This is a genomic window from Bradyrhizobium sp. 23AC (assembly GCF_054863025.1).
Window position 1 is genome coordinate 180,000 of record NZ_JAVAYN010000007.1, and the last position, 21,173, is coordinate 201,172.

Sequence of the window (21,173 nt, forward strand, 5' to 3'; positions counted from 1 at the left end):
GCGCGACCCATGGCAAGTGAAATTCTGATTGTCGATGATGAGGCCGATATTCGCGATCTCGTCGCAGGCATTCTCGAGGACGAGGGTTTTGTCACGCGGACTGCGCGCGACAGCGACTCTGCACTGGCTGAAATCGCCAACCGGCGGCCGCATCTGGTGTTCCTCGACATCTGGCTGCAGGGCTCCAAGCTCGACGGCTTGCAGCTGCTGGAGCAGGTCAAGAAGGACAATGCCGACCTGCCGGTCGTGATGATCTCCGGCCACGGTAACATCGAGACCGCGGTGGCCGCGATCAAGCGCGGCGCCTACGACTTCATCGAGAAGCCGTTCAAGGCCGACCGACTGATCCTGGTCGCGACCAGGGCGCTGGAGAACTCGCGGCTCAAGCGCGAGGTCAAGGAGCTGAAGCAGCTCGCGCCGAGCGCCAGCCAGCTCGTCGGCCGCTCGCCGAGCATGAACCAGCTGCGCCAGACCATCGAGCGCGCGGCCAAGGCCAACAGCCGCATCCTGATCGTCGGCCCCGCCGGCGCCGGCAAGGAATTGACGGCGCGCACGTTGCATACGGCCTCGGGCCGCGCCGACGGTCCCTTCGTCGTCATCAACGCAGCCGCGATCACGCCCGAGCGCATGGAGCACGAGCTGTTCGGCGTCGAGCAGTCCAACGGCGAACAGGCGCGCAAGCCCGGCGCGCTCGAGGAAGCCCATGGCGGCACGCTGTTCATCGACGAGATCGCGGACATGCCGCGCGAGACCCAGAACAAGATCCTGCGGGTGCTGGTGGAGCAGTCGTTCCAGCGCGTCGGCGGCACCGCCAAGGTGCAGGTCGATGTGCGCATCATCTCCTCGACCGCGCGCAATCTCGAAGAGGAGATCGCGGCCGGCCACTTCCGCGAGGACCTCTATCATCGGCTCTCGGTGGTGCCGATCCGCGTGCCTGCGCTCTCCGAGCGGCGCGAGGACATCCCGGAATTGATCGACTATTTCATGGAGCAGATCTCGGCCGGCAGCGGCCTGCCCAAGCGGCAGATCGGGCAGGACGCGATGGCGGTGCTGCAATCGCATGTCTGGCCGGGCAATGTGCGCCAGCTCCGCAACAACGTTGAAAGAGTCATGATTCTCGCCGCCGGTGGACCGGAGGTCATCATCACGGCCGACATGTTGCCGCAGGACGTCGGCTCCATGGTGCCGGCGATGCCGACCAGCAACAATGGCGAGCACATCATGGGCCTGCCGCTGCGCGAGGCGCGCGAAGTGTTCGAGCGCGACTATTTGATTGCACAGATCAGCCGTTTTTCAGGAAATATTTCTCGCACAGCCGAGTTCGTTGGCATGGAACGGTCGGCGCTGCATCGAAAGTTGAAAGCGCTCGGTGTCGGCTAGCGCGTGTTCGTGCGAAGCGGGTACCGGTTCGCACTGGGAAAACGCCGTCAAAACAGGATTCTAACGCCGCGACGTTGCGGCGACACCTTTGAATAAAACGAGGAAATTCATCGATTTCCGTAGTTTTTCGGGGCAATACGGCGCCCGCTGCCGCGTGAAGCGGCTTGCCTAATAGGTCCACCTGTCCTCTAATTGCACAGCTGTTCCTTCCGAGGGGGATCTCATGAGGAACGGCAACCGGGAGAGGCTCCGACCTTCACAAAGAGGGCCGCAACCGGCGCAATAAAAAGAAACTCAAAGCGAGAAAAAAACAATGGCGGCAGACCGCGCACAAAACCTACAGGACACCTTCCTTAATCACGTTCGCAAAACCAAAACGCCACTGACGATCTTTCTGGTCAACGGAGTGAAGCTCCAGGGCATCGTGACCTGGTTCGACAATTTCTGTTTACTGCTTCGGCGCGACGGTCATTCGCAGCTCGTCTACAAGCATGCGATCTCGACCATCATGCCGGGTGCGCCGATCCAGTTGTTCGAAGGCGGCGAGGATCAGCCGGCTTGAGAGTGATCTGATTGGAACCCCGGAATTTCGACGGGGATGCCGACCGTCCGCGGTCGGCAGGGGCTAAGCAGACGGGGCGGGTGCTTGTCATCGGCCCCTATTTGCGGGTGCGCGCAGGCGGTGCCGACGCGCAATCGGAGACTCATATCCAGCGCAACGCCGAGGCCCGGCTCGATGAAGCCGCCGGCCTCGCGCGTGCGATCGATCTCGTCATTGCCGACGCGATCATCGCGCCGATCAGCCAGATCCGCCCCGCGACCTATATCGGCAAGGGCAAGGTCGAGGAGATCGCCGCGCTGGCCAAAAGCCTCGACGTCGAGCTCGTCGTGATGGACTGCGCGCTGGCGCCGATCCAGCAGCGCAATCTCGAGAAGGAGCTGCACGCCAAGGTGCTCGATCGCACCGGGCTGATCCTGGAAATCTTCGGCCGCCGCGCCAAGACCAAGGAAGGCTCGCTCCAGGTCGAGCTCGCGCATCTCAACTACCAGCGCTCGCGCCTGGTGCGATCATGGACCCATCTGGAGCGCCAGCGCGGCGGCTTCGGCTTCATGGGCGGTCCCGGCGAGACGCAGATCGAAGCCGACCGACGCCTGATCCAGGAGCGCATCTCCAAGCTCGAGGGCGAGCTGAAGAAGGTGCAGGCAACGCGGCGGCTGCATCGTGCCGGCCGCCAACGCGTGCCGTATCGCGTCGTCGCGCTGGTCGGCTACACCAATGCCGGCAAGTCGACGCTGTTCAACCGCCTGACGCGTGCCGACGTGCAGGCCGCCGACATGCTGTTTGCCACCCTCGACCCGACGCTGCGCGCACTCAACCTGCCGCATGGCGGCAAGGCGATGCTGTCGGACACCGTGGGCTTCATCTCCAACCTGCCGACCCAGCTCGTCGCGGCCTTCCGCGCCACGTTGGAGGAGGTGCTGGAAGCCGACGTCATCCTGCATGTGCGCGACATCTCCCATGAAGATGCCGAGGCCCAGCAGAGCGACGTCGACGCCGTGCTGCGCCAGCTCGGCATCAACCCCGATGATAGCGGCCGCATCATCGAGGTCTGGAACAAGATCGACCGCTACGATTCCGAGCAGCGCGAAGAGCTTTTGAACATCGCCGCGCGCAGGCCGGAGGATCATCCCGCGATGCTGGTGTCCGCCGTGTCAGGCGAGGGCGTCGACGCATTGCTCGCCGCGATCGAGGAGCGGCTAGCGGCCAAGCGCACGACGCTCGATCTCTCGATCGACGCCGCCGACGGCGCCGGCATCAGTTGGCTGCACCGCAATGCCGAGGTGCTGGCCAAGGAGCTGCACGATGGCCGCTTCGACATGACCGTGCGGGTGGACGAGACCAAGCGGGATATCGTGGTGAACAGGTTTGATGCCGTACCGCGTCTGTCCGCGTAGAGCGCACTTCGTAGCCCGGATTGCGCTGGCTCCATCCGCGCTACACGCCGAGATAATCACCTGGACAGATCAAGGCTCATGAACTGGTTGTGCGGGCTCGCCTGATAGTCGGCAAACGGCTCGCAGGATACGAACCCGGCGCTGCGGTAGAGCGCGACGGCCGGCACGTGCAGCGGCGCAGTACCGGTCTCCAGGCTGAGACGCGCATATCCGCGCTTGCGGCCTTCGGCAATGATGTGGTTCAGAATCGTGCGTCCGGCCCCGGTCCGCCGCGCACTGGCCGCGGCGCGCATCGACTTCACCTCGCCATGCGTCTCGTCGAGCTGCTTCAGGGCCCCGAAGCCGGCCAGCACATCGCCCTGCCAAGCGGTCCAGAACGTCACGGTCGGAGCCGAAAGGCCGCTCGCGTCCAGTGCCTGCGCGTGCTCGCCCATGACGCTGCGGAGTTCTTCGAGGTGATGTGCCAACAAGTCGGCGACATAAGGTGCCGTCGGATCGTCCTGCCTGATATCCACGTCGTTGCCTTTCAGGTCGCCGTCTTCGCCGCATTCCACAGCGCGTCCATCTCGGCCAGCGACGCCTGTTCCAGCGTGCGGCCCTGCGCTTCCAGCGCGCGCTCGATATAGGCAAAGCGCCGCTCGAATTTTGCGTTGGTCGCACGCAATGCGGCCTCCGGATCGGCATCGACATGGCGGGCGAGGTTGACGAGGGCGAACATCAGGTCACCGGTCTCTTCCGCAATCTCCTGCTTGTCGTTGCGGTCGAGCGCGGCCTCGATCTCGTCGGCCTCCTCGCGGATCTTTTGCAGCACCGCGCGCGGGTCGTTCCAGTCGAAGCCGACGGTGGAGGCTTTGCGCTGCAGCTCCATCGCGCGGGTCAGTGCGGGCTGGCCGGCCTTGACGCCTGACAGCAGCGATTTGTGCGTCGGCACCTGCTCCGGCGGACGGCGCGCGGCGCGTTCGGCTTTCTCCTCGGCCTTGATGCGGTCCCAGACTTCCTTCACGTGGGAGGAGGCGAGATTGCCGTCCTTGTCGGCGAAGACGTGGGGATGGCGCCGGATCATCTTTCGCGTGATCGCCTCGACGACATCCCCGAAGGCAAAGGCGTTCTGCTCCGAGGCCATCTGGGCGTGGAAGACCACCTGGAGCAGGAGATCGCCGAGCTCCTCCCTGAGATCGTCGAGATCGCCGCGGCTGATGGCCTCGACCACCTCATAGGCCTCCTCGATCGTGTAGGGCGCGATGGTCGCAAAATCCTGCTCGAGGTCCCAGGGGCAGCCGGTCACCGGCGTGCGCAGCGCCGCCATGATCTCGATCAGGCGGGAAATGTCGCGGGAAGGGGTCATTGCGGGGCGCTCTCCTGGCTCCAAAACCTTATGCCAAAAGCGGCCCGCCGTTCCCAGCGCGGCGGGGCGGAACAGGCCGATTTCCACTGATTGGCGGGCCGCGTCTGCAGTGCTAAAGCGCGGACCATGAGCGACGCATTTTCATCACAAACCGCGCTGGTGCTGTTTTCCGGCGGCCAGGATTCCACCACCTGCCTCGCCTGGGCGCTCAACCGCTTTGCGCGCGTCGAGACGCTGGGGTTCGACTACGGCCAGCGTCATGCGGTAGAGCTTGATTGCCGCGACCGGCTGTTCGAGGGCGTCAAAGCACTTCGCACGGATTGGGCTGCGAAGCTCGGCGAGAGCCATACGCTGTCGATCCCGACGCTGGCGGCGGTGTCCGAGACCGCCCTGACCCGCGATGTCGCGATCGCGATGGGCGCCGACGGCCTGCCCAACACCTTCGTGCCCGGCCGCAACCTGGTATTCCTGACTTTTGCGGCGGCGCTGGCCTACCGGCGCGGCATCACCCACATCGTCGGCGGCATGTGCGAGACCGACTATTCCGGCTATCCCGATTGCCGCAACGACACCATCCGCGCCATGCAGGCCGCGCTCTCGCTCGGCATGGCCAGACCATTCGATCTGCATACGCCCTTGATGTGGATCGACAAGGCCGCGACCTGGCAGCTCGCGCAAGATCTCGGCGGCGAGGGGCTAGTCGACCTCATCCGCGAACATTCCCACACCTGCTATCTCGGCGAACGCGGCGCGCAGCATGATTGGGGCTATGGCTGCGGAGAATGCCCGGCGTGCAGCCTGCGGGCGAAGGGGTGGCGGGAGTTCGTGGCGGGGCGCAAATAGCGCTCCGCGCTCTTTCATTACCGTCCACTCCGCTGTCATCGCCCGCGCAGGCGGGCGATCCAGTATTCCAGAGACCGTGCTTGAGCCGAAAGGCCGCGGCGTACTGGATTCCCCGCCTTCGCGGGGAATGACAGCGCAGGGCTTGGCACAAGCGTACCCATTCCCGACCTACCCAAAATCCTCCGGCCTGAGCTCGATCGGCTTGCCGTGCGGGGTGCGATCGGCCGCGTGGTCCCAGGCGTCGCGGTAGCGGTGCAGGGTTTCCGTCGAGGCGACACCCTTGCGCGCAACCAGACCTTCCAGCGTGGCGAGCCAGTGCAGATAGTAGGTCTCGCCCGTATCAGGATCGCCGGCGGCCTGGGCGCGCTTGATCTCCGAGGCCAAGGCGGCGGCCCATTCCGGCCAGGTGAACACGCCGCGTTCGTGCAGCGTCAATGCCATCGCAAACGCATGCGCCTCCCAAGGCGCGCGGAACACCGGGCCGTCGTCATCGCGGGGAATGCTAGGTATGGCCGCGGTGGCTGCGGCAGCAGCGGTGCCGCTCATGACGCCGGGTCCAGATACGGCTCGAACGCGTCGATCGAGACCTTCAGGGTGGGATCGCCGTCCTCGCCCCAGAGGTCGCGGCCTTCGAACACCACGGTGTAGAGCCACTGCGGATTCTCGCCGAGCTCCATCGCCGCTGAATCCGGAAACACGTGGCAGCCGTGGTTCAATTCGACCACGCCGACATGGCCGCGCACATAGCGCGGCAGCCGCGTGTGCGTGGCCGGATGAATGTTCTTCGCACGCACACGATCGCCGATGTTGAATTTTGCCGGGGCCGGAGCAGGGCGGGCGAACTTGCCGCGCACCATGGTGCGCTCGACATCGTCGCGCTTCAGCTTGCCATTCTTGAGCGCCTTTGCAGGCTGCATCGCATGGCCGGCGGCGACCTCCTCCCTTGTGAGGTAGCCTTTCTCGATCAGCATCTCCTCGAGCCCGAGAAACCATTTCTTGTAGTAGGAGCTCGACAGATACACGTGCGGCGGGATCATCTCGCGATAGAAGCGCGAGGTGTCGATGTTGAAGGCGCCGGCCGCGCCCATCGCGCGCACCATCGCCAGCACGCGGGACTCCCACTCCTCGTGGAAGACAGGCTCGTTCGGCTCCGGCTCGACCTTACCGAAACCGTCCATGCCGCCCATGTCGTGGACGCCGTTCATGACGGCGCTCCGGGCTGTCGCGGGAATCCGGTGCCGATCATGGAATCGCGCGTGACGAGCTCGGCGAGCTGCTCCTCGCTCCAGCCCTCGGTGCCTTCGGGCCGCATTGGCAGCACCAGGAAGCGCGTCTCCGCGGTGGAATCCCACACCCGGATCTCCATGTCCTTCGGCAGGGTGACGTCGAAATCGGCGAGCACGCCGCGCGGATCCTTCACGGCGCGCGAGCGGTAGGGCGCCGCCTTGTACCAGACCGGCGGCAATCCCAGCATTTCCCAGGGGTAGCAGGAGCACAGCGTGCACACGACCATGTTGTGTCGCGCGGGTGTGTTCTCGAGCACGACGAGATGGTCGCCGACGCGGCTGACATGGCCGAGCGTGCCGATCGCCTTGGAGCCGTCCTCCAGCAGCGCCTTTTTGAATGCCGGATCGGTCCAGGCCTTGGCGACGACGCGTGCGCCGTTGTGCGGGCCGATCTTGGTCTCATAGGCCTGGATGATGGCGTCGAGCGCGGCAGGCTCGACATAGCCTTTTTCGGTCAGGATCGTCTCGAGCGCGCGCACGCGCAGCTCGGTCTCCGACAGCTCGGAATGGTCGTGTTCGTGGTGATGGTCGTGATCGTGGCTCATGGCGGCGAAGATAGGCGCAATGGCCTGGGCCTGTCGAGTATGCGCAGCGGCGCAACCGGGTCCCATATTCGTGAGGCCGGGTGTAGGCTAGCATCGCCGCAAAGCAGATGGGGAGACGTTGGTGACGGACTACGTGAAGATCGAAAGGGGCCTCGGGCCCGAGGGGCGGATTGCGGTGGTGCGTTTCGATCGGGGCGACGGCATCAATGCCCTGTCACCCGAGGCATTGCGGCAGCTGACCGCGGCGGCGCGCAGTTTCGAGGACGATGCCGCGACGTCGGTCGTCGTATTGACCGGCAGCTCGGGCGCATTCAGCGCCGGCTTCGACCTCAAGGACGCCGAGGGGCGCTCGCGCAAGGAGATGGACCTCGGCACGCTGCGGCGGCACCTCAAGCTCGGACCACGTCTGACGCACGCCTGGCAGGAGATGGAGCAGATCACGATCGCGGCGATCGAGGGTTTTTGTGTCGGCGGCGGTGTCGCGCTTGCCGTCGCGCTCGACTTCCGCATCATGGGCCGCGATGCGCATCTGCGCGTGCCCGAAATCGGCCTCGGCATGAACATGAGCTGGCAGAGCATCCCGCGCATGCTGCACCTGATGGGGCCGGCCCGCACCAAGCAGGCGGTGATCCTGGCTGATGAGCGCATCTCGGCGGATGAGGCCCATGAATGGCGCCTGGTGGAGCAGGTGGTCGATCCGGGCCATGCCTTCGATGCCGCCATGGATCTCGCGCGCAAGGTCGCTGCGCAGCCGCCGCTCTCGGTCGCGATGACGAAGCTGACCGTCAACCGGCTCGCGCATGCGCTGGACGATCTCGCCAGCCACATGGACGTCGACCAGTTCGCGCTCGCCAGCCTCAGCGAGGATCACAAGGAGGGCGTCGAGGCGTTCCTGGGCCGCCGCAAGCCGCGCTTCAAGGGGCGGTAGATTCATGCCAGGCCATTGATCGCACAACCGGCAGTCCCTATACGCGGCGCAGAGACAAGAGCAGGCTGGGCCCACGGGCCGCACAGGCGACGACGATCGAGGGGGAGGGCCCATGACTGCTAGCTCGCAGGCGCCGGAGGCGAAAGGCTTTCGCTGGAAACTGGTCGCGCCGCTCGCGGTGTGGCTGGTGATCTATCTGTGGCCGGTGCCTGCAGGGCTCAACGTCAATCAGTGGCACTATTTCGCCGTGTTCGCGGCCGTCATCACCGGGCTCATCCTGGAATCGATGCCGGTCGGCGCGGTCGGCTTCATCGGACTCACGGTCGCGGGCGTTGCCGGCTATATCGATCCTGATCCCGGCAAGTCGCTGCGCTGGATGCTGGCGGGCTTTGCGGAGAGCACGGTCTGGCTGATCGTCGGCGCCTTCGTGTTCTCGATCGGCTATCGCAAGAGCCAGCTCGGCCGGCGCATTGCATTGGTGCTGGTGCAGCGCCTTGGCCGCAACACGCTCGGCCTTGGCTATGCCGTGGCGATGTCGGACTTACTGCTCGCGCCGGCAACGCCGTCGAACACCGCGCGCAGCGGCGGCATCGTCTATCCCATCATCAGCAACATCCCGCGCATCTATGGCTCCGAGCCGGGGCCGACCGCCGGCAGGATCGGCACCTATGTGATGTGGACGGCCTTTGCCGCGACCGCCGTCACCAGCTCGCTGTTCTTCACCGCTCTTGCGCCCAACGCGGCGGCGCTGGCGATCGCCAAGAAGACCGCCGGGGTCGAGGTCAGCTGGGGCCAGTGGTTTCTCGGCTTCGCGCCGCTCGGCATCCTGCTGATGGTCCTCGTGCCGCTGCTCAGCTATCTGGTGTGCCGGCCGGAGGTGAAAAGCAGCCCCGAGATTTCCGAATGGGCGGCGAAGGAACTCGCCGGGATGGGTCCGATGTCGCGCAACGAGTGGATCATGCTCGGCCTCATCGTGCTCGCGATGTTCCTGTGGATCGCGGGCTCCAGCCCGGACATCCACATTCCCGTGCTCGGCTCGAACTTCGTCAATGCCACCACCGTCGTGTTCATCGTGATCTCCCTGATGCTGGTCACCGGCGTGATCGAGTTTGCCGACATTGTTAGCGAGAAGAGCGCCTGGGAGGTGTTCTTCTATTTCACCTCGTTGTTGACGCTGGCCTCGGGCCTCAACGAGATCGGCTTCATCAAATGGTTCGCGACCGAATACGCAAAACCGCTCGCCGGGCTGTCGCCGTCGACCGCGATGCTGCTGCTGGTCGCGCTGTTCTTCTGGATCCACTATTTCTTCTCGAGCATCACCTCGCACGCCGCCGCCGTGCTGCCGGTCGTGCTCGCGGTCGGATCGGGCATCCCCGATCTGCCGGTCACGACACTCGCCATGCTCTGCATGTACTCGCTCGGCCTGATGGGCGTGATCTCGCCTTACGCGACCGGGCCGGCGCCGATGTATTTCGGCAGCGGCTATATCGGGAAGGGCCAGTTCTGGGGTTTTGGCCTGCTGTTCGGGCTGCTCTATTTCGCCGGGCTCCTGCTGATCGTGCTGCCATGGTTGCAGATGGGATGAGCTCGGGCGGGACGCTGACAGCCCCGGCGAAGGAATATTCTTCTCCGGGCAGGGTTTGGGAAAACTTCGTCCAACTCCTTCCAAATATCTGACATTGCAAGACCGACCTGAAAGCGCGATGGTGCGTGCTGCGTTGCAGCGTGTTTCACCCGAACCCTCACCGCAGTTTCACCCCTGTCGCTCGAATGCGACCCGGTTCCCGTGCGCCCCAGGGGCGGCGGGCAAGCGAACTATTGTGCATGAAGGCCGCTTCCATGAATGCCCACCAATCGCTCGCGGTCGGAGAGCCGATCGAGAGGCTCGAAGCGATTTCACCTGCCGCAGCTGAGCCGGACGCGATGGTCCGTTTCGCCGGCATCGCGAAAACCTATCCGGCCTATCGCGGCAAGCCCGGCGTCAATGCGCTGCAAGACATCGACTTCGCGATACCGCGCGGTTCCATCACCGGCGTGATCGGCCGCTCCGGCGCCGGCAAGTCGAGCCTGGTGCGGCTCATCAACGGGCTAGAGAAGCCGACTACGGGGCGCGTCGTCGTCGACGGCCGCGACATCTCGGCGCTGGCGGGGCGCGAACTCAGGCTGGCGCAGCGCTCGATCGGCATGATCTTCCAGCATTTCAACCTGCTGTCGTCGCGCACGGCGGCCGACAACATCGCGCTGCCGCTCGAGATCGCCGGCTGGGCCAAGGCCGATATCAAGGCCCGCGTCACCGAGCTGCTTGCGCTCGTCGGCATCTCGGACAAGCACGACCGTTATCCGTCAGAGCTCTCCGGCGGCCAGAAGCAGCGCGTCGGCATCGCCCGGGCGCTGGCGACGCGGCCGAGCGTGCTGCTGTCGGACGAGGCGACCTCCGCGCTCGATCCGCAGACGACGCGCGCGATCCTCGATCTGCTCGCGAACATCAACCGCGAGCTCGGAGTGACCATCGTATTGATCACCCACGAAATGTCCGTGGTGCGCCAGCTCGCCCGGGACGTCGTGGTGCTCGACGCCGGCCATGTGGTCGAAAGCGGCCATGTCGCGGATATCTTCACCCACCCCAAGCATCCGATCACGCAATCCTTCCTGGCCGAGGTGACCGGCGACAGCTTGCCCGTCTCGCTGGCGAGCCGGATCGTGGCGGAGCCGTCTGCCGGTGGGCAGGCCGTGATCCGCCTCCAGGTGCGCGGGGCAGGGGTCGGCGACACCCTGGTCGCGCGGCTCGCCCGCGAGCTCGGCCTCGACGTGTCGCTGCTGGCGGCGCGAATCGACGAGATCGGCGGCCAGCATGTGGGCTCGCTCGTTCTCGGCATTCCTCTCGGTATTTCTGGCGGCGAGGATGCAGTGGCGCGCACGCTCGCCTTTCTCGCTCAACATCAATTCCCGGCGGAGCATCTCGGCTATGTCGCCTGAACTCATCAACCTGATCATCCAGGCCACCTTCGAGAGCCTGTACATGGTCGGCATCGCGGCGCTGCTCGGCACCGCCTTCGGCCTTCCGCTCGGCGTCTTCCTCGCGACCAGCCGAAAGGGGGAGCTGTTCGCAGCTCCCATCGTCAATCGCGTCCTCGGCATCGTCGTCAATGCGACGCGGTCCACACCGTTCATCATCCTCGTCGTTGCCATCATCCCGTTCACGCGCCTCGTTGCCGGCACCTCGATCGGATCGACCGCCGCGATCGTGCCGCTGACGATCGCGTCGGCGCCCTTCATCGCGCGTCTGGTCGAAGCTGCCATCCGCGAGGTCGATGGCGGCCTGATCGAGACCGCGTCCTCGTTCGGCGCCTCGCCGCTTCAGATCGTGTTCAAGGTGCTGATCCCCGAAGCGCTGCCGGGACTTCTGCTGGCATTGACGCTCGCCGTGGTCAGTCTGCTCGGCTACTCCGCGATGGTCGGCGCGGTCGGCGGCGGTGGCTTGGGTGATCTCGGCATCCGCTATGGCTATCAGCGCTTCATGCCGGAGATGATGCTGGCCGTTGTCGTCGTGCTGATCGCGCTGGTGCAGCTCGTCCAGAGCGCCGGCGATTATCTGGCGCGTCGGGTCAATCGCCGGCTGCGGCATCACTGAGCCGGATCAGGTACACCTGGCGCGGCGCAGCGTCTGCGAGGGCAGTTCGGAGAAGTGGCGCTTGTAATCGAGCGAGAACTGGCTGAAGTGCCAGAAACCGTGCTGCACGGCGACGTCGTAGACCGAGGCATCGGTGCCGCCGGCGCGTTTCAGATCCCGTCGCACGCGGTTCAGCCGCATTGCTCGCCAGTAGTGCATCGGGCTCGTTCCCAAAACCTCCTGGAAGCAATAGCCGAGCTTGCGCGGGCTGGCGCCGACCGCCTTGCAGACCTCCAGCAGCGAGAGCGAGCGATCGCCGCTGCCATGCATCAGCGCCCGCGCACGATCGACGGTGCGCTTGCGCGCCGCGGCGCTGCGGCCGGGATCGCTGGGGCGTGCGGTCGGCAGCATGTCCATGATCTCGACGAGAAGGGCGTCTTCCAGCGCCTGCCCGACGGCCGGATCGTCGAACCGTTCGGGGGCAGTCGAGATGGTCTCGTGGATCGCGGCAAGGTGAGCGCGCAATCGCGCGACCGGTGCCTGCGCCATCTCGATCACCCGCAATTGGTGCCAGACTGCGCGTGGCAGCTCGATATCGAGCCGGGCCGCAAGCTCCTCGATCAGCGCCGCGCTGGCGACAACACCGCGCAGTTCGAATGACTTCGGCGTGCACATATCGACCTCGGCGTCGATGCAGGCGATGACCTGGGCACCTGCAACGCTGGCGCCGTTGCAATTGACTTCGCCGTCACTGTGCCAGGGCAGACCGATGCCGAAGCTGTCGGCCCCCAACTGGCCGTATTGGCGGACCTGCTGGCTGGTGATCTCGCGGAAGACGTCGAGCTGGGGCAGGGAGAGTTGGGTGAAGCTGCCCCTGAAGGCTCCGGCGCTGATCTGGTCGTAGCTGAGCCGCCAGCGACCGAGCGAAGCGCAATGCTCATCGACATCGGTACTGCTGGCCCGAAACAGGCCGGCAGCCGAGTCCAGAGTCGGAAGAGTTGCGCCTAAGGGCATGACGACACGTCGAAATCCACCCGACAGCGGGCAAGAGCCACGCCAGACTGGCACGGCCATCGGCGCTGTCCAGCAAAATATTGCCGGATCTCGATAACGCCCGATGGCGCCGCGGTGCAGGCTTCGGTCCTGCCGTTCCGACATCGCAGCCGGGACGGCGCTTTGCGGAGGGATCGAGATGCGACCGACCGAGATCATGCGCGGCAGCCCGCCCGCGGCCGAGGCGCAGGTGACGCGCGCCAATTGGCGCAGCTTTCCCGCGATTCGCTGGGGCTTTACCCACACCCGTGAAGTGCTGCCGACCGCAGAGATCCGCCGCTCGTCGCAGCCGACGCTGATGCGAAGCGCGCCGCGCGAACTGGCAAAACTCGGCTTCACCGCGCCTGATGGCCAGGAGACCACGATCGAAGCCACGCTCCGCGAGACCTTTGCCGATACGCTCCTCGTCATGCACCGGGGCACGCTGATCCACGAATGGTACGGCGACGGCATGAGCGTGACCACGCCGCATCTGATCTGCTCGATCAGCAAGGCGATCGCCGGCACGCTGGGCGGCGTGCTGGCCGCGCGCGGGCTGCTCGATCCCGAGGCGAGGGTGGTGCGCTACGTACCGGAGCTGGAGCCGTCGGTCTACGCCGGCTGCACTGTCCGCAACCTGCTCGACATGGCCGTCGCCATCAAGTTCGAGGAGGATTACGAGGACCCCGCCGGCGACGTTGCGCGCTATCGGTTCTCCTCGGGCTGGGACGTGCCGCCGCCGGGCGTCGAAGCAGGCCACCAGCGCGCCTATCTCGCAACCTTGCGCGGCACCGGCGAGCCGCACGGCAAGGTGTTCCACTACGTCTCGCCCAATACCGAGGTGCTCGGCTGGGTCTATGAGCGTGCCTGCGGCATGCCCTATCACCGCATCCTCTCCGAATATCTCTGGCAGCCCCTGGGCGCGGAGGAGGACGGCTCGCTCACACTCGACAGCCACGGCATGGGCCGCATCGCCGGCGGCATCTCCGTCACCGCGCGTGACCTCATCCGTTTCGGCGAGATGATCCGCTGCCGCGGCGTGGTCGAGGGGCGGCAGGTGGTGCCGGGCTGGTGGATCGATGACATCCGCGAGAATGGCGATCCCAAGGCCTGGGCCGACGGCGACCTCGCCGAGTTCTTCCCGAGCGCGCGCTACCGCAGCAAATGGTTCACGATCGATCCGTCGCGCAACGCGCTCACCGCGATCGGCATTCACGGCCAGCACCTCTATGTCGACCTCGACTCGGACACCGTCATCGTCAAGCTCGCGACACAGCCCAAGGCGATGGACGTGCCGATCGACCAGCGCTGGTTTGCCGCCTTCAGCGCCATCACCGCGCATCTCGCCTGATTTCTGGACATCGCCATGCTCGATATCGTCAAAGCCAAATCGCAAACAGAGACCGGGACGCCGCATCCGCTCGATCCGTTGACGGTCGAGGAGATCACCGCCGCCTGCGCGCTGGTTCGCTCTGCTGCGACCTCCCCGGAAAACTGCCGCTTCCCGACGGTCCGGTTGGAGGAGCCGACCAAGCATGAGCTAGCCGCAGGCGGCGCAGGGCGCCGCGCCTTCGCGTTGACGCTCGACGTCACCACGGGCGAGGCGATTGAGCACATCGTCGATCTCGGCCGCGGCGAGATCGTCGGCCGCAAGATCATCCCGAACCGCGAGGCGCCCTACGGGCAGCCGCCGGTAATGCTGGAAGAATTCTTCAAGTGCGAGGCCGTGGTGAAGGCCGATCCGGGCTGGCGGGCAGCGATGCTGCGGCGCGGGCTCTCCGACAAGGACATCGAGCTGGTCCAGGTCGATCCGTTCTCGTCGGGGTTCTTCGACAAGGAGTTCGAGCGCTGCGCCCGTATCGTGCGTGCCGTCAGCTATTTTCGCGAGCACCTTCAGGACAACGGCTATGCGCACCCCATCGAGGGCGTGGTCGCTGTCGTTGACCTGATCGGCGGCAAGGTCATCGACCTCACGGATGAGGATCCGATCGTGCCGATTCCGCGCAAGAAGCGCAACTACGGCGCGCATGAGGTGACCAATCCGCGCGCCGACATCAAGCCCCTGCACATCGAGCAGCCCGAGGGCGCGAGCTTTCGCGTCGATGGCTGGAAGGTCGACTGGCAGAAATGGAGCTTTCGCATCGGCTTCACGCCGCGCGAGGGCCTCGTGCTGCATCAGCTCGCCTACCAGGACGGCGCGCGCAAGCGCTCCCTGATCCATCGCGCCAGCGTCACCGAGATGGTGGTACCTTACGCCGATCCGACCGCGAACCATTTCTGGAAGTCGGCGTTCGATGCCGGCGAATACGGCCTCGGCATGCTTGCGAACGCGCTCGAGCTCGGCTGCGACTGTCTCGGCAACATCCGCTATTTCGACGTACCGGCGGCGGACAGCAAGGGCGAGCCCTTCGTCATGCAGAACGCCATCTGCATGCACGAGGAAGACTACGGGATCGCCTGGAAGCACTACGAATTCCGCAACGGCCTGTTCGAGGTCCGCCGCTCGCGGCGGCTCGTGATCTCGTTTTTCGCCACCGTCGGAAATTACGATTACGGCTTCTACTGGTATCTCTACCAGGACGGCACGATCCAGCTGGAGACCAAGCTCACCGGCATCATCCAGACCGCCGCGGTGCCGTCAGGCGAGACATACAAATGGGGCGGCATGGTCGACGACCATCTGGGCGGACCGACGCACCAGCACTTCTTCAACGTCCGCCTGCACATGGATCTCGACGGCGGCGGCAACACCGTCACCGAACACGATTTCGTGCCGCGGCCCTGGGGTGACGACAATCCGCACGGCAACGTCTTCGACACCACGACGCGGGTGCTGTCGCGCGAGCATGACGCGGCGGGCATCGCCAACGGCCAAACCGGCCGGTTCTGGAAGATCAGCAATCCCAATGAGACCAACTCCGTCGGCAATGCCCCGGCCTACAAGCTCGTCGTCAATCCGAGCCCGCTGATGCTGGCGCAGGAGGGCAGTTACGTGCGCAAGCGCGGCGGCTTCGCGACCAAGCATGTCTGGGTGACTGCGTTCGATCCGGCCGAGAAATACGCAAGCGGCGATTATCCCAACGTCCATGCCGGCGGCGATGGCCTGCCGCGTTATGCCGCGAAGGACCGCAACATCGAGAATGCCGACATCGTGCTGTGGCACTCTTTCGGCCACACCCATGTCTGCAAGCCCGAGGACTTTCCGATCATGCCGGTGGAATATGCCGGCTTCGTGCTGAAGCCGACCGGCTTTTTCGCCGCCAATGCGGCCGGCGACATCCCGCCGGACCGCAACAGCCGCAGCGTGCTGGCACACGCGAGCAACACTGCCGACGAATCGTGTTGCCGCGCCGGCAAGTCATAGAGTTCGATCGGGCTCGATCGGATTTTTCGGTAGCGCCGACCGCGCCGGTCGTTGGCGGTTCTCGCGCGGTAGCAAGCTGATCGTTTCCAGCCATTGCCGAATGGTGAGGGAGTGTTTCCATCTAGAAGCATTCCAAATGTGGAGCACGACGACTGCATGGCACCGTGCGCGGCAATTCGGCATGAGCGCATTCGTCGCACGCGCTGCGCACGCCTCTGGAGAGATTCTAACTTCGTTCCTATCGCACTCCGAAACCGCCTGAGTTAGGGCGGGACACCAAAAACGATACCGGCAAAGCCGGCAGTGCGTGGGGCCTCGAAAGACGTGACCGACTACCAACTTTCTTCGCGTGAGGGCACGCGTCGTCGACAGATTCGGATGCTGCTCCTCGGAGCGGTCAGCACATTCTCGCTCGTGGTTCCCTTTGGTTCCGTGGAGGCGCAGACGCAGATTCCCGCTGTCACCGTCGATGCGCCGGTTCAGCGTGCCCGTCCTGCAGCGGTTGCTTCGTCGCGAAGAGCGGCGACACGCACCTCTCGCGCCAATCGTCGCTCTCCCGCGCAGCCGGCCGCGCCAACTCAGTCGGCCTCATCGAACGGCGCGACGGGCAAGCGTGCCAATGGTCCGGTGCGCGGCTTCGTCGCGACGCGAAGCGGCACGGCGACCAAGACCGATACACCGCTGATCGAAACCCCGCAGTCGGTCTCCGTCGTCACCACCGACCAGGTCAGGAACCAGGGCGCGGTCTCGATCGGCGAGGCGCTGCGCTACACCGCCGGTGTCAGCGGCGACGTCAATGGCGGCTCGGACACCCGCTTCGGCGCTCTCCAGATCCGCGGCTTCGACACGACCATGTCGGGTCTCTATGTCGACGGCCTGCGGATCCCCTCGAGCAACTACGTGCACTTCAATGGCCTCGATCCCTACGGGGCCGAGCGGCTGGAAGTGCTCAAGGGCCCGTCCTCGGCGATGTATGGAGGCAGCGGCACCGGCGGCATTCTCAATTACGTGACAAAGCTGCCGACGGCGCAGCAGTTCGGCGAGGTCTCGATCTCCGGCGGCAGCTTCAACCGCTATCAGGGCCAGTTCGACATGGGAGGCTCCGCCAACAAGGACGGAACCGTGCTGTGGCGCCTCACCGGGGTCGTCCGCGACGGCCAGACCCAGGTCGACTTCACCAAGGACAACCGCGTCTTCATCGCGCCCGCCGTCACGTTCAAGCCGAACGAGGACACCACCATCACGCTGCTGGCCAACTACCAGCGCGACCGGGCAGGGTGGGGCCTGCAGTTCCTGCCGGCCTCGGGCACGGTGTGGCCGAACAACGGCCGCACCATCCCGGTCTCGTTCTTCGCGGGCGTGCCGAGCTTCAACGCGTTCAACACCGAGATTGCGACCGCCGGCTATCAGCTGTCGCACAATTTCACCGACAACATCACGTTCCGGCAGAACCTGCGTTACGCCTATCAGCACAACGAGGAAAAGACCTTCTACGGCACCGGATACACCGACGAAGCGGCGGGGCAGCTGGGGCGTTTCGGCAGCTATAGCAACTCCTACATCAACTCCTTTGCGGTGGATAACCAGCTCCAGGGCAAGTTCACCACCGGCATCCTCAGCCACACCACCCTGGTCGGGCTCGACTATCGCAACACCACGTTCCGCGATACGGCCTTCGCCGTCACGACCTCGGCGCCGGAGATCAACGTCTTCAACCCGGTCTACAGTTACGACTGGGCCCTCGGTGGCATGTACGACAACAAGGGCATCAAGCAGTCGCAGCTCGGCCTCTATGCTCAGGACCAGATCAAGCTCGGCCGGCTCTCGTTCCAGCTCGGCGGCCGCCAGGACTTCGTGACGACGCAGCTCGATACCAATCTGCCCCCGGCCGATACTTCAACCTCGAAGGACGCCTCGGCCTTCACCGGCCGCGCGGCCGTGATGTACAATTTCGACAACGGCATCGCGCCCTATTTCAGCTATTCCGAGTCGTTTCTGCCGCAGCTCGCGACCAGCCCGTCGGGACAGATGCTCGATCCCGAGACCGGCGTGCAGTACGAGGTGGGCGTCAAGTATCAACCGCTCGGCTGGAATGCGCTATTCACCTTCGCGGCCTTCGACCTGACGCGTGACAACGTCGCTGTGTACGTGCCTGCAACCACCTTTTACGAACAGATCGGGCAGGTGAAGTCGCGCGGTATCGAGCTCGAAGGCTCGATGTCGCTCGCCGACGGCTGGAACCTGCGCGCGGCCTACGCCTATATCGATGCCATGGTCACGCAGGATCCGGTCAATGTCGGCAAGGCGCCGGTCACCGTGCCGCTCAACCGCGCCTCGCTGTGGAGCGACTACACGCTTCAGAACGGCATGCTGGCGGGCTTTCAGTTCGGCGGCGGCGTTCGCTATGTCGGCGCGACCTGGGGCGATGACGCCAATACGTTCAAGGTGGGATCGGCCACAGTGCTGGATGCGCTTCTTGCCTATACCCGTGACAATTGGCGGCTGTCGCTGAACGTCACCAACCTTGCGGACACGCGCTATGTCGCGGCGTGCTACGGCCTTTCGGGCTGCATGTATGCCGAGGGACGGAAAGCCATCGGCAAGCTGACTTATCGCTGGTGAAATCGAAGACGGTCCGGCGATGGCGAGCCGGACCTGCTGGATGAGAGTGCAGGACCATGAGAGCGATATTCGGCAAGCTGCATCGCTGGGCGGGACTGCTCACGGCCGGATTCCTGTTCTTCTCCGGCATCACCGGCGCGATCATCTCCTGGGATCACGAGATCGACGACGTCCTGAACAGCCATCTGTTCGACGTCTCGACCAAGGGCCCGGCGATCCCCTCGATCGAGCTCGCCAAGACGATCGAGCAACGCGATCCCCGCGCGCGCGTCGTCTACCTCTTCATGACGCCGGAGGAGGGCCACTCGCTGTGGTTCTTCGTCATGCCGCGGATCGATCCGGCGACCGGCAAGCGCTACGCCCTCGACTACAATCAGGTGTTCCTCGATCCCAACACCGGCGCGGAGCTGGGCCGGCGCTATTGGGGCGCGGTCTGGCCCGTCACGCGGGAAAACTTCGTCTCGTTTCTCTACAAGCTGCACTACACGATGCACATTCCAGAGTTCTGGGGCAGCGATCGCTGGGGCATGCGCGTGCTCGGCGTGATCGCGATCATCTGGACCATCGATTGCTTCGTCGGCTTCTATCTGACACTGCCCTCGCGCAGGCGCGCCAAGGCGGCGCGGGCGCCTGCCGTCACGCGCCAGCTCGAGCGCGGCTTCTGGGCGCGCTGGGCGCCGGCCTGGACCATCAAGACCTCCGGCAGCACCTACCGGATCAATTTCGACATCCACCGCGCCTTCAGTCTCTGGACCTGGGGCGTGCTGTTCATCATCGCCTTCACCGCGTTCTCGCTGAACCTCTATTTCGAGGTGTTCTCGCCGCTGATGAAGATGGTGTCGAACTACACGCCGACACCCTATGAGCAGCGGCCTTATCGCGATCTCGACGATCCCATCGAGCCCAAGGTGACCTTCGCCGACATCGCCGCACGCGCCGCCGCCGATGGCAAGGCGCGGGGATGGACGATCCCGGTCGGCTCGGTCAATTACGGCCCGGCCCATGGCGTCTACGCCGCCGCCTTCTTCCACCCCGGCGACGACCACGGCGCCGGCGGCGTCGGCCCGGCCCAGCTCTACTACGACAGCGAGGACGGCCGCCCGATCGGCGAGCGGCTGCCCTGGGTCGGTACTGCCGCCGACATCTTCGTCCAGGCGCAATTTCCGCTGCATTCGGGCCGCATCGTCGGACTGTTCGGCCGCATCCTGATCTCGATCATGGGGCTGGTCGTGGCGGCACTCTCGGTCACCGGCGTCGTGATCTGGTGGCGCAAGCGCCGCGCCCGCATCCGCGTGCGCGAGACCGCGGCGGTGCGTCTGACCCGGCAGTTGACGCCGGCGGAGTAGGGTCTCCGTACGGGTGTTGCCGATGAACCTTCCCGCCTCCAGCGGGCACAAAGACTGGAGATCGCTCCCAGTCCGCGGACATCGAATGAAATCGCTTGCCTTGCTCTGCCTGCTCATCCTGGCGACGCCCGTCCATGCGGCTACGCCCGAGCAGCATTATCTCGACCTGCGCAATCGCTACATCGCAAAATTCTCGAGTGCCAAGGAGAGCGACGAGATCTACAAGCAGCATGATGCGGCGCTCAAGGAGCTGGCGGGCGTGCTGCACGGCCTGGTGGGACCGGTCACGATCAAGGGGCTTCCCGCGGACGGCAAGTCGAACGTCGACACGCTCTTCAAGAGTGATATCGGCTTCGGCCATCTCGACGGGCTCGGTTTCGCCTCGGAAGGTTACAAGACGCAAGCCGTCGTAACCACGAGCACCCTTCTGGCGCACTGGCTGCGCGAGCATCGCGAGGACGGCATGCCGCAGGAGAGCGGCGCCGCGTTCAAGTCCGACCGCTTCTATTATCAGGCGATCCAGGACGCCGCCTTCGCCAAATATGCCGAGCTGCCGATCACAAAGCCCGCATCCGCGAGTGCTGCAGTTGCCGTGCTCGGCTTGCGCGGCAATGGCGGGCTCAAGGGGCCGCCGGATGAAATCGACGTCGTCGCGACCAAGGGCGACAAGGTCTACTTCCTCGCCACATCGAACGCCGTGAAGACGGCTGAAATCCCGGCCTGCGAGCGCGTGTGGAAGCAGATGATGGCGAAACCCGTCAACAAGAAGGACCCGCGCGGCGACATGGCCCGCGAGGATCAGGCCATGGACGCCTACACAAAATGCTTCGCCAAGGAAGCGCCGAGCCAGAGCTGGTACGCAGCGGCGGTCAAGAAGGCGCAGAGCCAGTTGGAGCTGCTGCCACTGCAGTAGCGC

19 protein-coding genes are annotated in these 21,173 nt (G+C 65.0%); 13 read left to right on the forward strand and 6 right to left on the reverse strand.

The genetic code is table 11. The features are described 5' to 3' along the window. Positions 1–9: 9 nt before the first annotated feature. The 3 genes from ntrX (at position 10) to hflX (ending at position 3,336) form a co-directional block, all read left to right on the forward strand. Positions 10–1,380: a nitrogen assimilation response regulator NtrX gene (ntrX, locus tag RAD10_RS18905; RefSeq protein ID WP_018320442.1), complete on the forward strand. Its 1,371-nt coding sequence runs from the start codon at positions 10–12 to the stop codon at positions 1,378–1,380. Between the two features lie 313 nt (positions 1,381–1,693). Further along, positions 1,694–1,942: an RNA chaperone Hfq gene (hfq, locus tag RAD10_RS18910; RefSeq protein WP_007591126.1), complete on the forward strand. Its 249-nt coding sequence runs from the start codon at positions 1,694–1,696 to the stop codon at positions 1,940–1,942. Positions 1,943–1,953: 11 nt separating this feature from the next. Continuing rightward, entirely contained in the window at positions 1,954–3,336 is a 1,383-nt protein-coding gene (hflX, locus tag RAD10_RS18915) for a GTPase HflX (RefSeq protein ID WP_028144670.1), read from the forward strand. Positions 3,337–3,392: 56 nt separating this feature from the next. On the opposite strand, the gene RAD10_RS18920 is transcribed toward hflX, so the two are convergent. Together RAD10_RS18920 and mazG are read right to left on the reverse strand one after the other, a co-directional pair. Then, a complete protein-coding gene (locus tag RAD10_RS18920; protein WP_461618725.1) occupies positions 3,393–3,890 on the reverse strand; it encodes a GNAT family N-acetyltransferase in 498 nt (165 codons plus the stop codon). Beyond that, positions 3,863–4,681: a nucleoside triphosphate pyrophosphohydrolase gene (gene mazG, locus RAD10_RS18925; RefSeq protein WP_091956712.1), complete on the reverse strand. Its 819-nt coding sequence runs from the start codon at positions 4,679–4,681 to the stop codon at positions 3,863–3,865. Before mazG ends, RAD10_RS18920 begins: the two co-directional genes overlap by 28 nt. 126 nt (positions 4,682–4,807) lie before the next feature. On the opposite strand from mazG, the gene queC reads away from it, so the two are divergent. After that, entirely contained in the window at positions 4,808–5,524 is a 717-nt protein-coding gene (gene queC / locus RAD10_RS18930) for a 7-cyano-7-deazaguanine synthase QueC (protein ID WP_461618726.1), read from the forward strand. Positions 5,525–5,692: 168 nt separating this feature from the next. Here the strand turns inward: queC and RAD10_RS18935 are convergent, their stop codons facing one another. Genes RAD10_RS18935 through nthA form a run of 3 tightly spaced genes read right to left on the reverse strand, consistent with a single transcriptional unit; the run spans position 5,693 to position 7,355 of the window. After that, on the reverse strand, positions 5,693–6,070 hold the full coding sequence (locus tag RAD10_RS18935) for a nitrile hydratase accessory protein (protein WP_104462629.1): 378 nt from the start codon (positions 6,068–6,070) through the stop codon (positions 5,693–5,695). Next, positions 6,067–6,729, reverse strand: a complete 663-nt coding sequence (nthB, locus tag RAD10_RS18940) for a nitrile hydratase subunit beta (RefSeq protein WP_461618727.1) — start codon at positions 6,727–6,729, stop codon at positions 6,067–6,069. The genes RAD10_RS18935 and nthB overlap by 4 nt, the downstream gene beginning before the upstream one ends. Beyond that, entirely contained in the window at positions 6,726–7,355 is a 630-nt protein-coding gene (gene nthA / locus RAD10_RS18945) for a nitrile hydratase subunit alpha (RefSeq protein WP_461618728.1), read from the reverse strand. Before nthA ends, nthB begins: the two co-directional genes overlap by 4 nt. Before the next feature lie 121 nt (positions 7,356–7,476). On the opposite strand from nthA, the gene RAD10_RS18950 reads away from it, so the two are divergent. The 4 genes from RAD10_RS18950 (at position 7,477) to RAD10_RS18965 (ending at position 11,914) form a co-directional block, all read left to right on the forward strand. Beyond that, positions 7,477–8,283 (forward strand): enoyl-CoA hydratase/isomerase family protein, encoded by an 807-nt coding sequence (locus tag RAD10_RS18950; RefSeq protein ID WP_461618729.1) that lies wholly within the window; start codon positions 7,477–7,479, stop codon positions 8,281–8,283. Positions 8,284–8,395: 112 nt separating this feature from the next. Then, positions 8,396–9,868, forward strand: a complete 1,473-nt coding sequence (locus tag RAD10_RS18955) for a DASS family sodium-coupled anion symporter (RefSeq protein ID WP_461618730.1) — start codon at positions 8,396–8,398, stop codon at positions 9,866–9,868. A gap of 239 nt (positions 9,869–10,107) precedes the next feature. Next, entirely contained in the window at positions 10,108–11,259 is a 1,152-nt protein-coding gene (locus RAD10_RS18960; RefSeq protein WP_461618731.1) for a methionine ABC transporter ATP-binding protein, read from the forward strand. Further along, entirely contained in the window at positions 11,249–11,914 is a 666-nt protein-coding gene (locus RAD10_RS18965) for a methionine ABC transporter permease (RefSeq protein WP_461618732.1), read from the forward strand. The genes RAD10_RS18960 and RAD10_RS18965 overlap by 11 nt, the downstream gene beginning before the upstream one ends. A gap of 6 nt (positions 11,915–11,920) precedes the next feature. Here RAD10_RS18965 and RAD10_RS18970 read toward each other — a convergent pair whose 3' ends face one another. Further along, positions 11,921–12,907 (reverse strand): helix-turn-helix domain-containing protein, encoded by a 987-nt coding sequence (locus RAD10_RS18970; protein WP_461618733.1) that lies wholly within the window; start codon positions 12,905–12,907, stop codon positions 11,921–11,923. Positions 12,908–13,085: 178 nt separating this feature from the next. On the opposite strand from RAD10_RS18970, the gene RAD10_RS18975 reads away from it, so the two are divergent. From RAD10_RS18975 to RAD10_RS18995, 5 genes are all read left to right on the forward strand, one after another. Continuing rightward, positions 13,086–14,276 (forward strand): serine hydrolase domain-containing protein, encoded by a 1,191-nt coding sequence (locus RAD10_RS18975; protein WP_461618734.1) that lies wholly within the window; start codon positions 13,086–13,088, stop codon positions 14,274–14,276. 15 nt (positions 14,277–14,291) lie between these two features. After that, complete coding sequence (locus RAD10_RS18980) at positions 14,292–16,289, forward strand: primary-amine oxidase (RefSeq protein ID WP_461618735.1); 1,998 nt, start codon at positions 14,292–14,294, stop codon at positions 16,287–16,289. A gap of 378 nt (positions 16,290–16,667) precedes the next feature. Next, a complete protein-coding gene (locus RAD10_RS18985; protein WP_461618736.1) occupies positions 16,668–18,911 on the forward strand; it encodes a TonB-dependent siderophore receptor in 2,244 nt (747 codons plus the stop codon). A 56-nt stretch (positions 18,912–18,967) separates the two neighbouring features. Beyond that, a complete protein-coding gene (fsrB, locus tag RAD10_RS18990) occupies positions 18,968–20,257 on the forward strand; it encodes a siderophore utilization protein FsrB (protein ID WP_461618737.1) in 1,290 nt (429 codons plus the stop codon). Positions 20,258–20,342: 85 nt separating this feature from the next. Then, the gene (locus tag RAD10_RS18995; RefSeq protein ID WP_461618738.1) at positions 20,343–21,170 is read left to right on the forward strand and encodes a hypothetical protein; all 828 of its coding nucleotides are present in this window, start codon (positions 20,343–20,345) and stop codon (positions 21,168–21,170) included. The last annotated feature ends 3 nt before the right edge of the window (positions 21,171–21,173 follow it).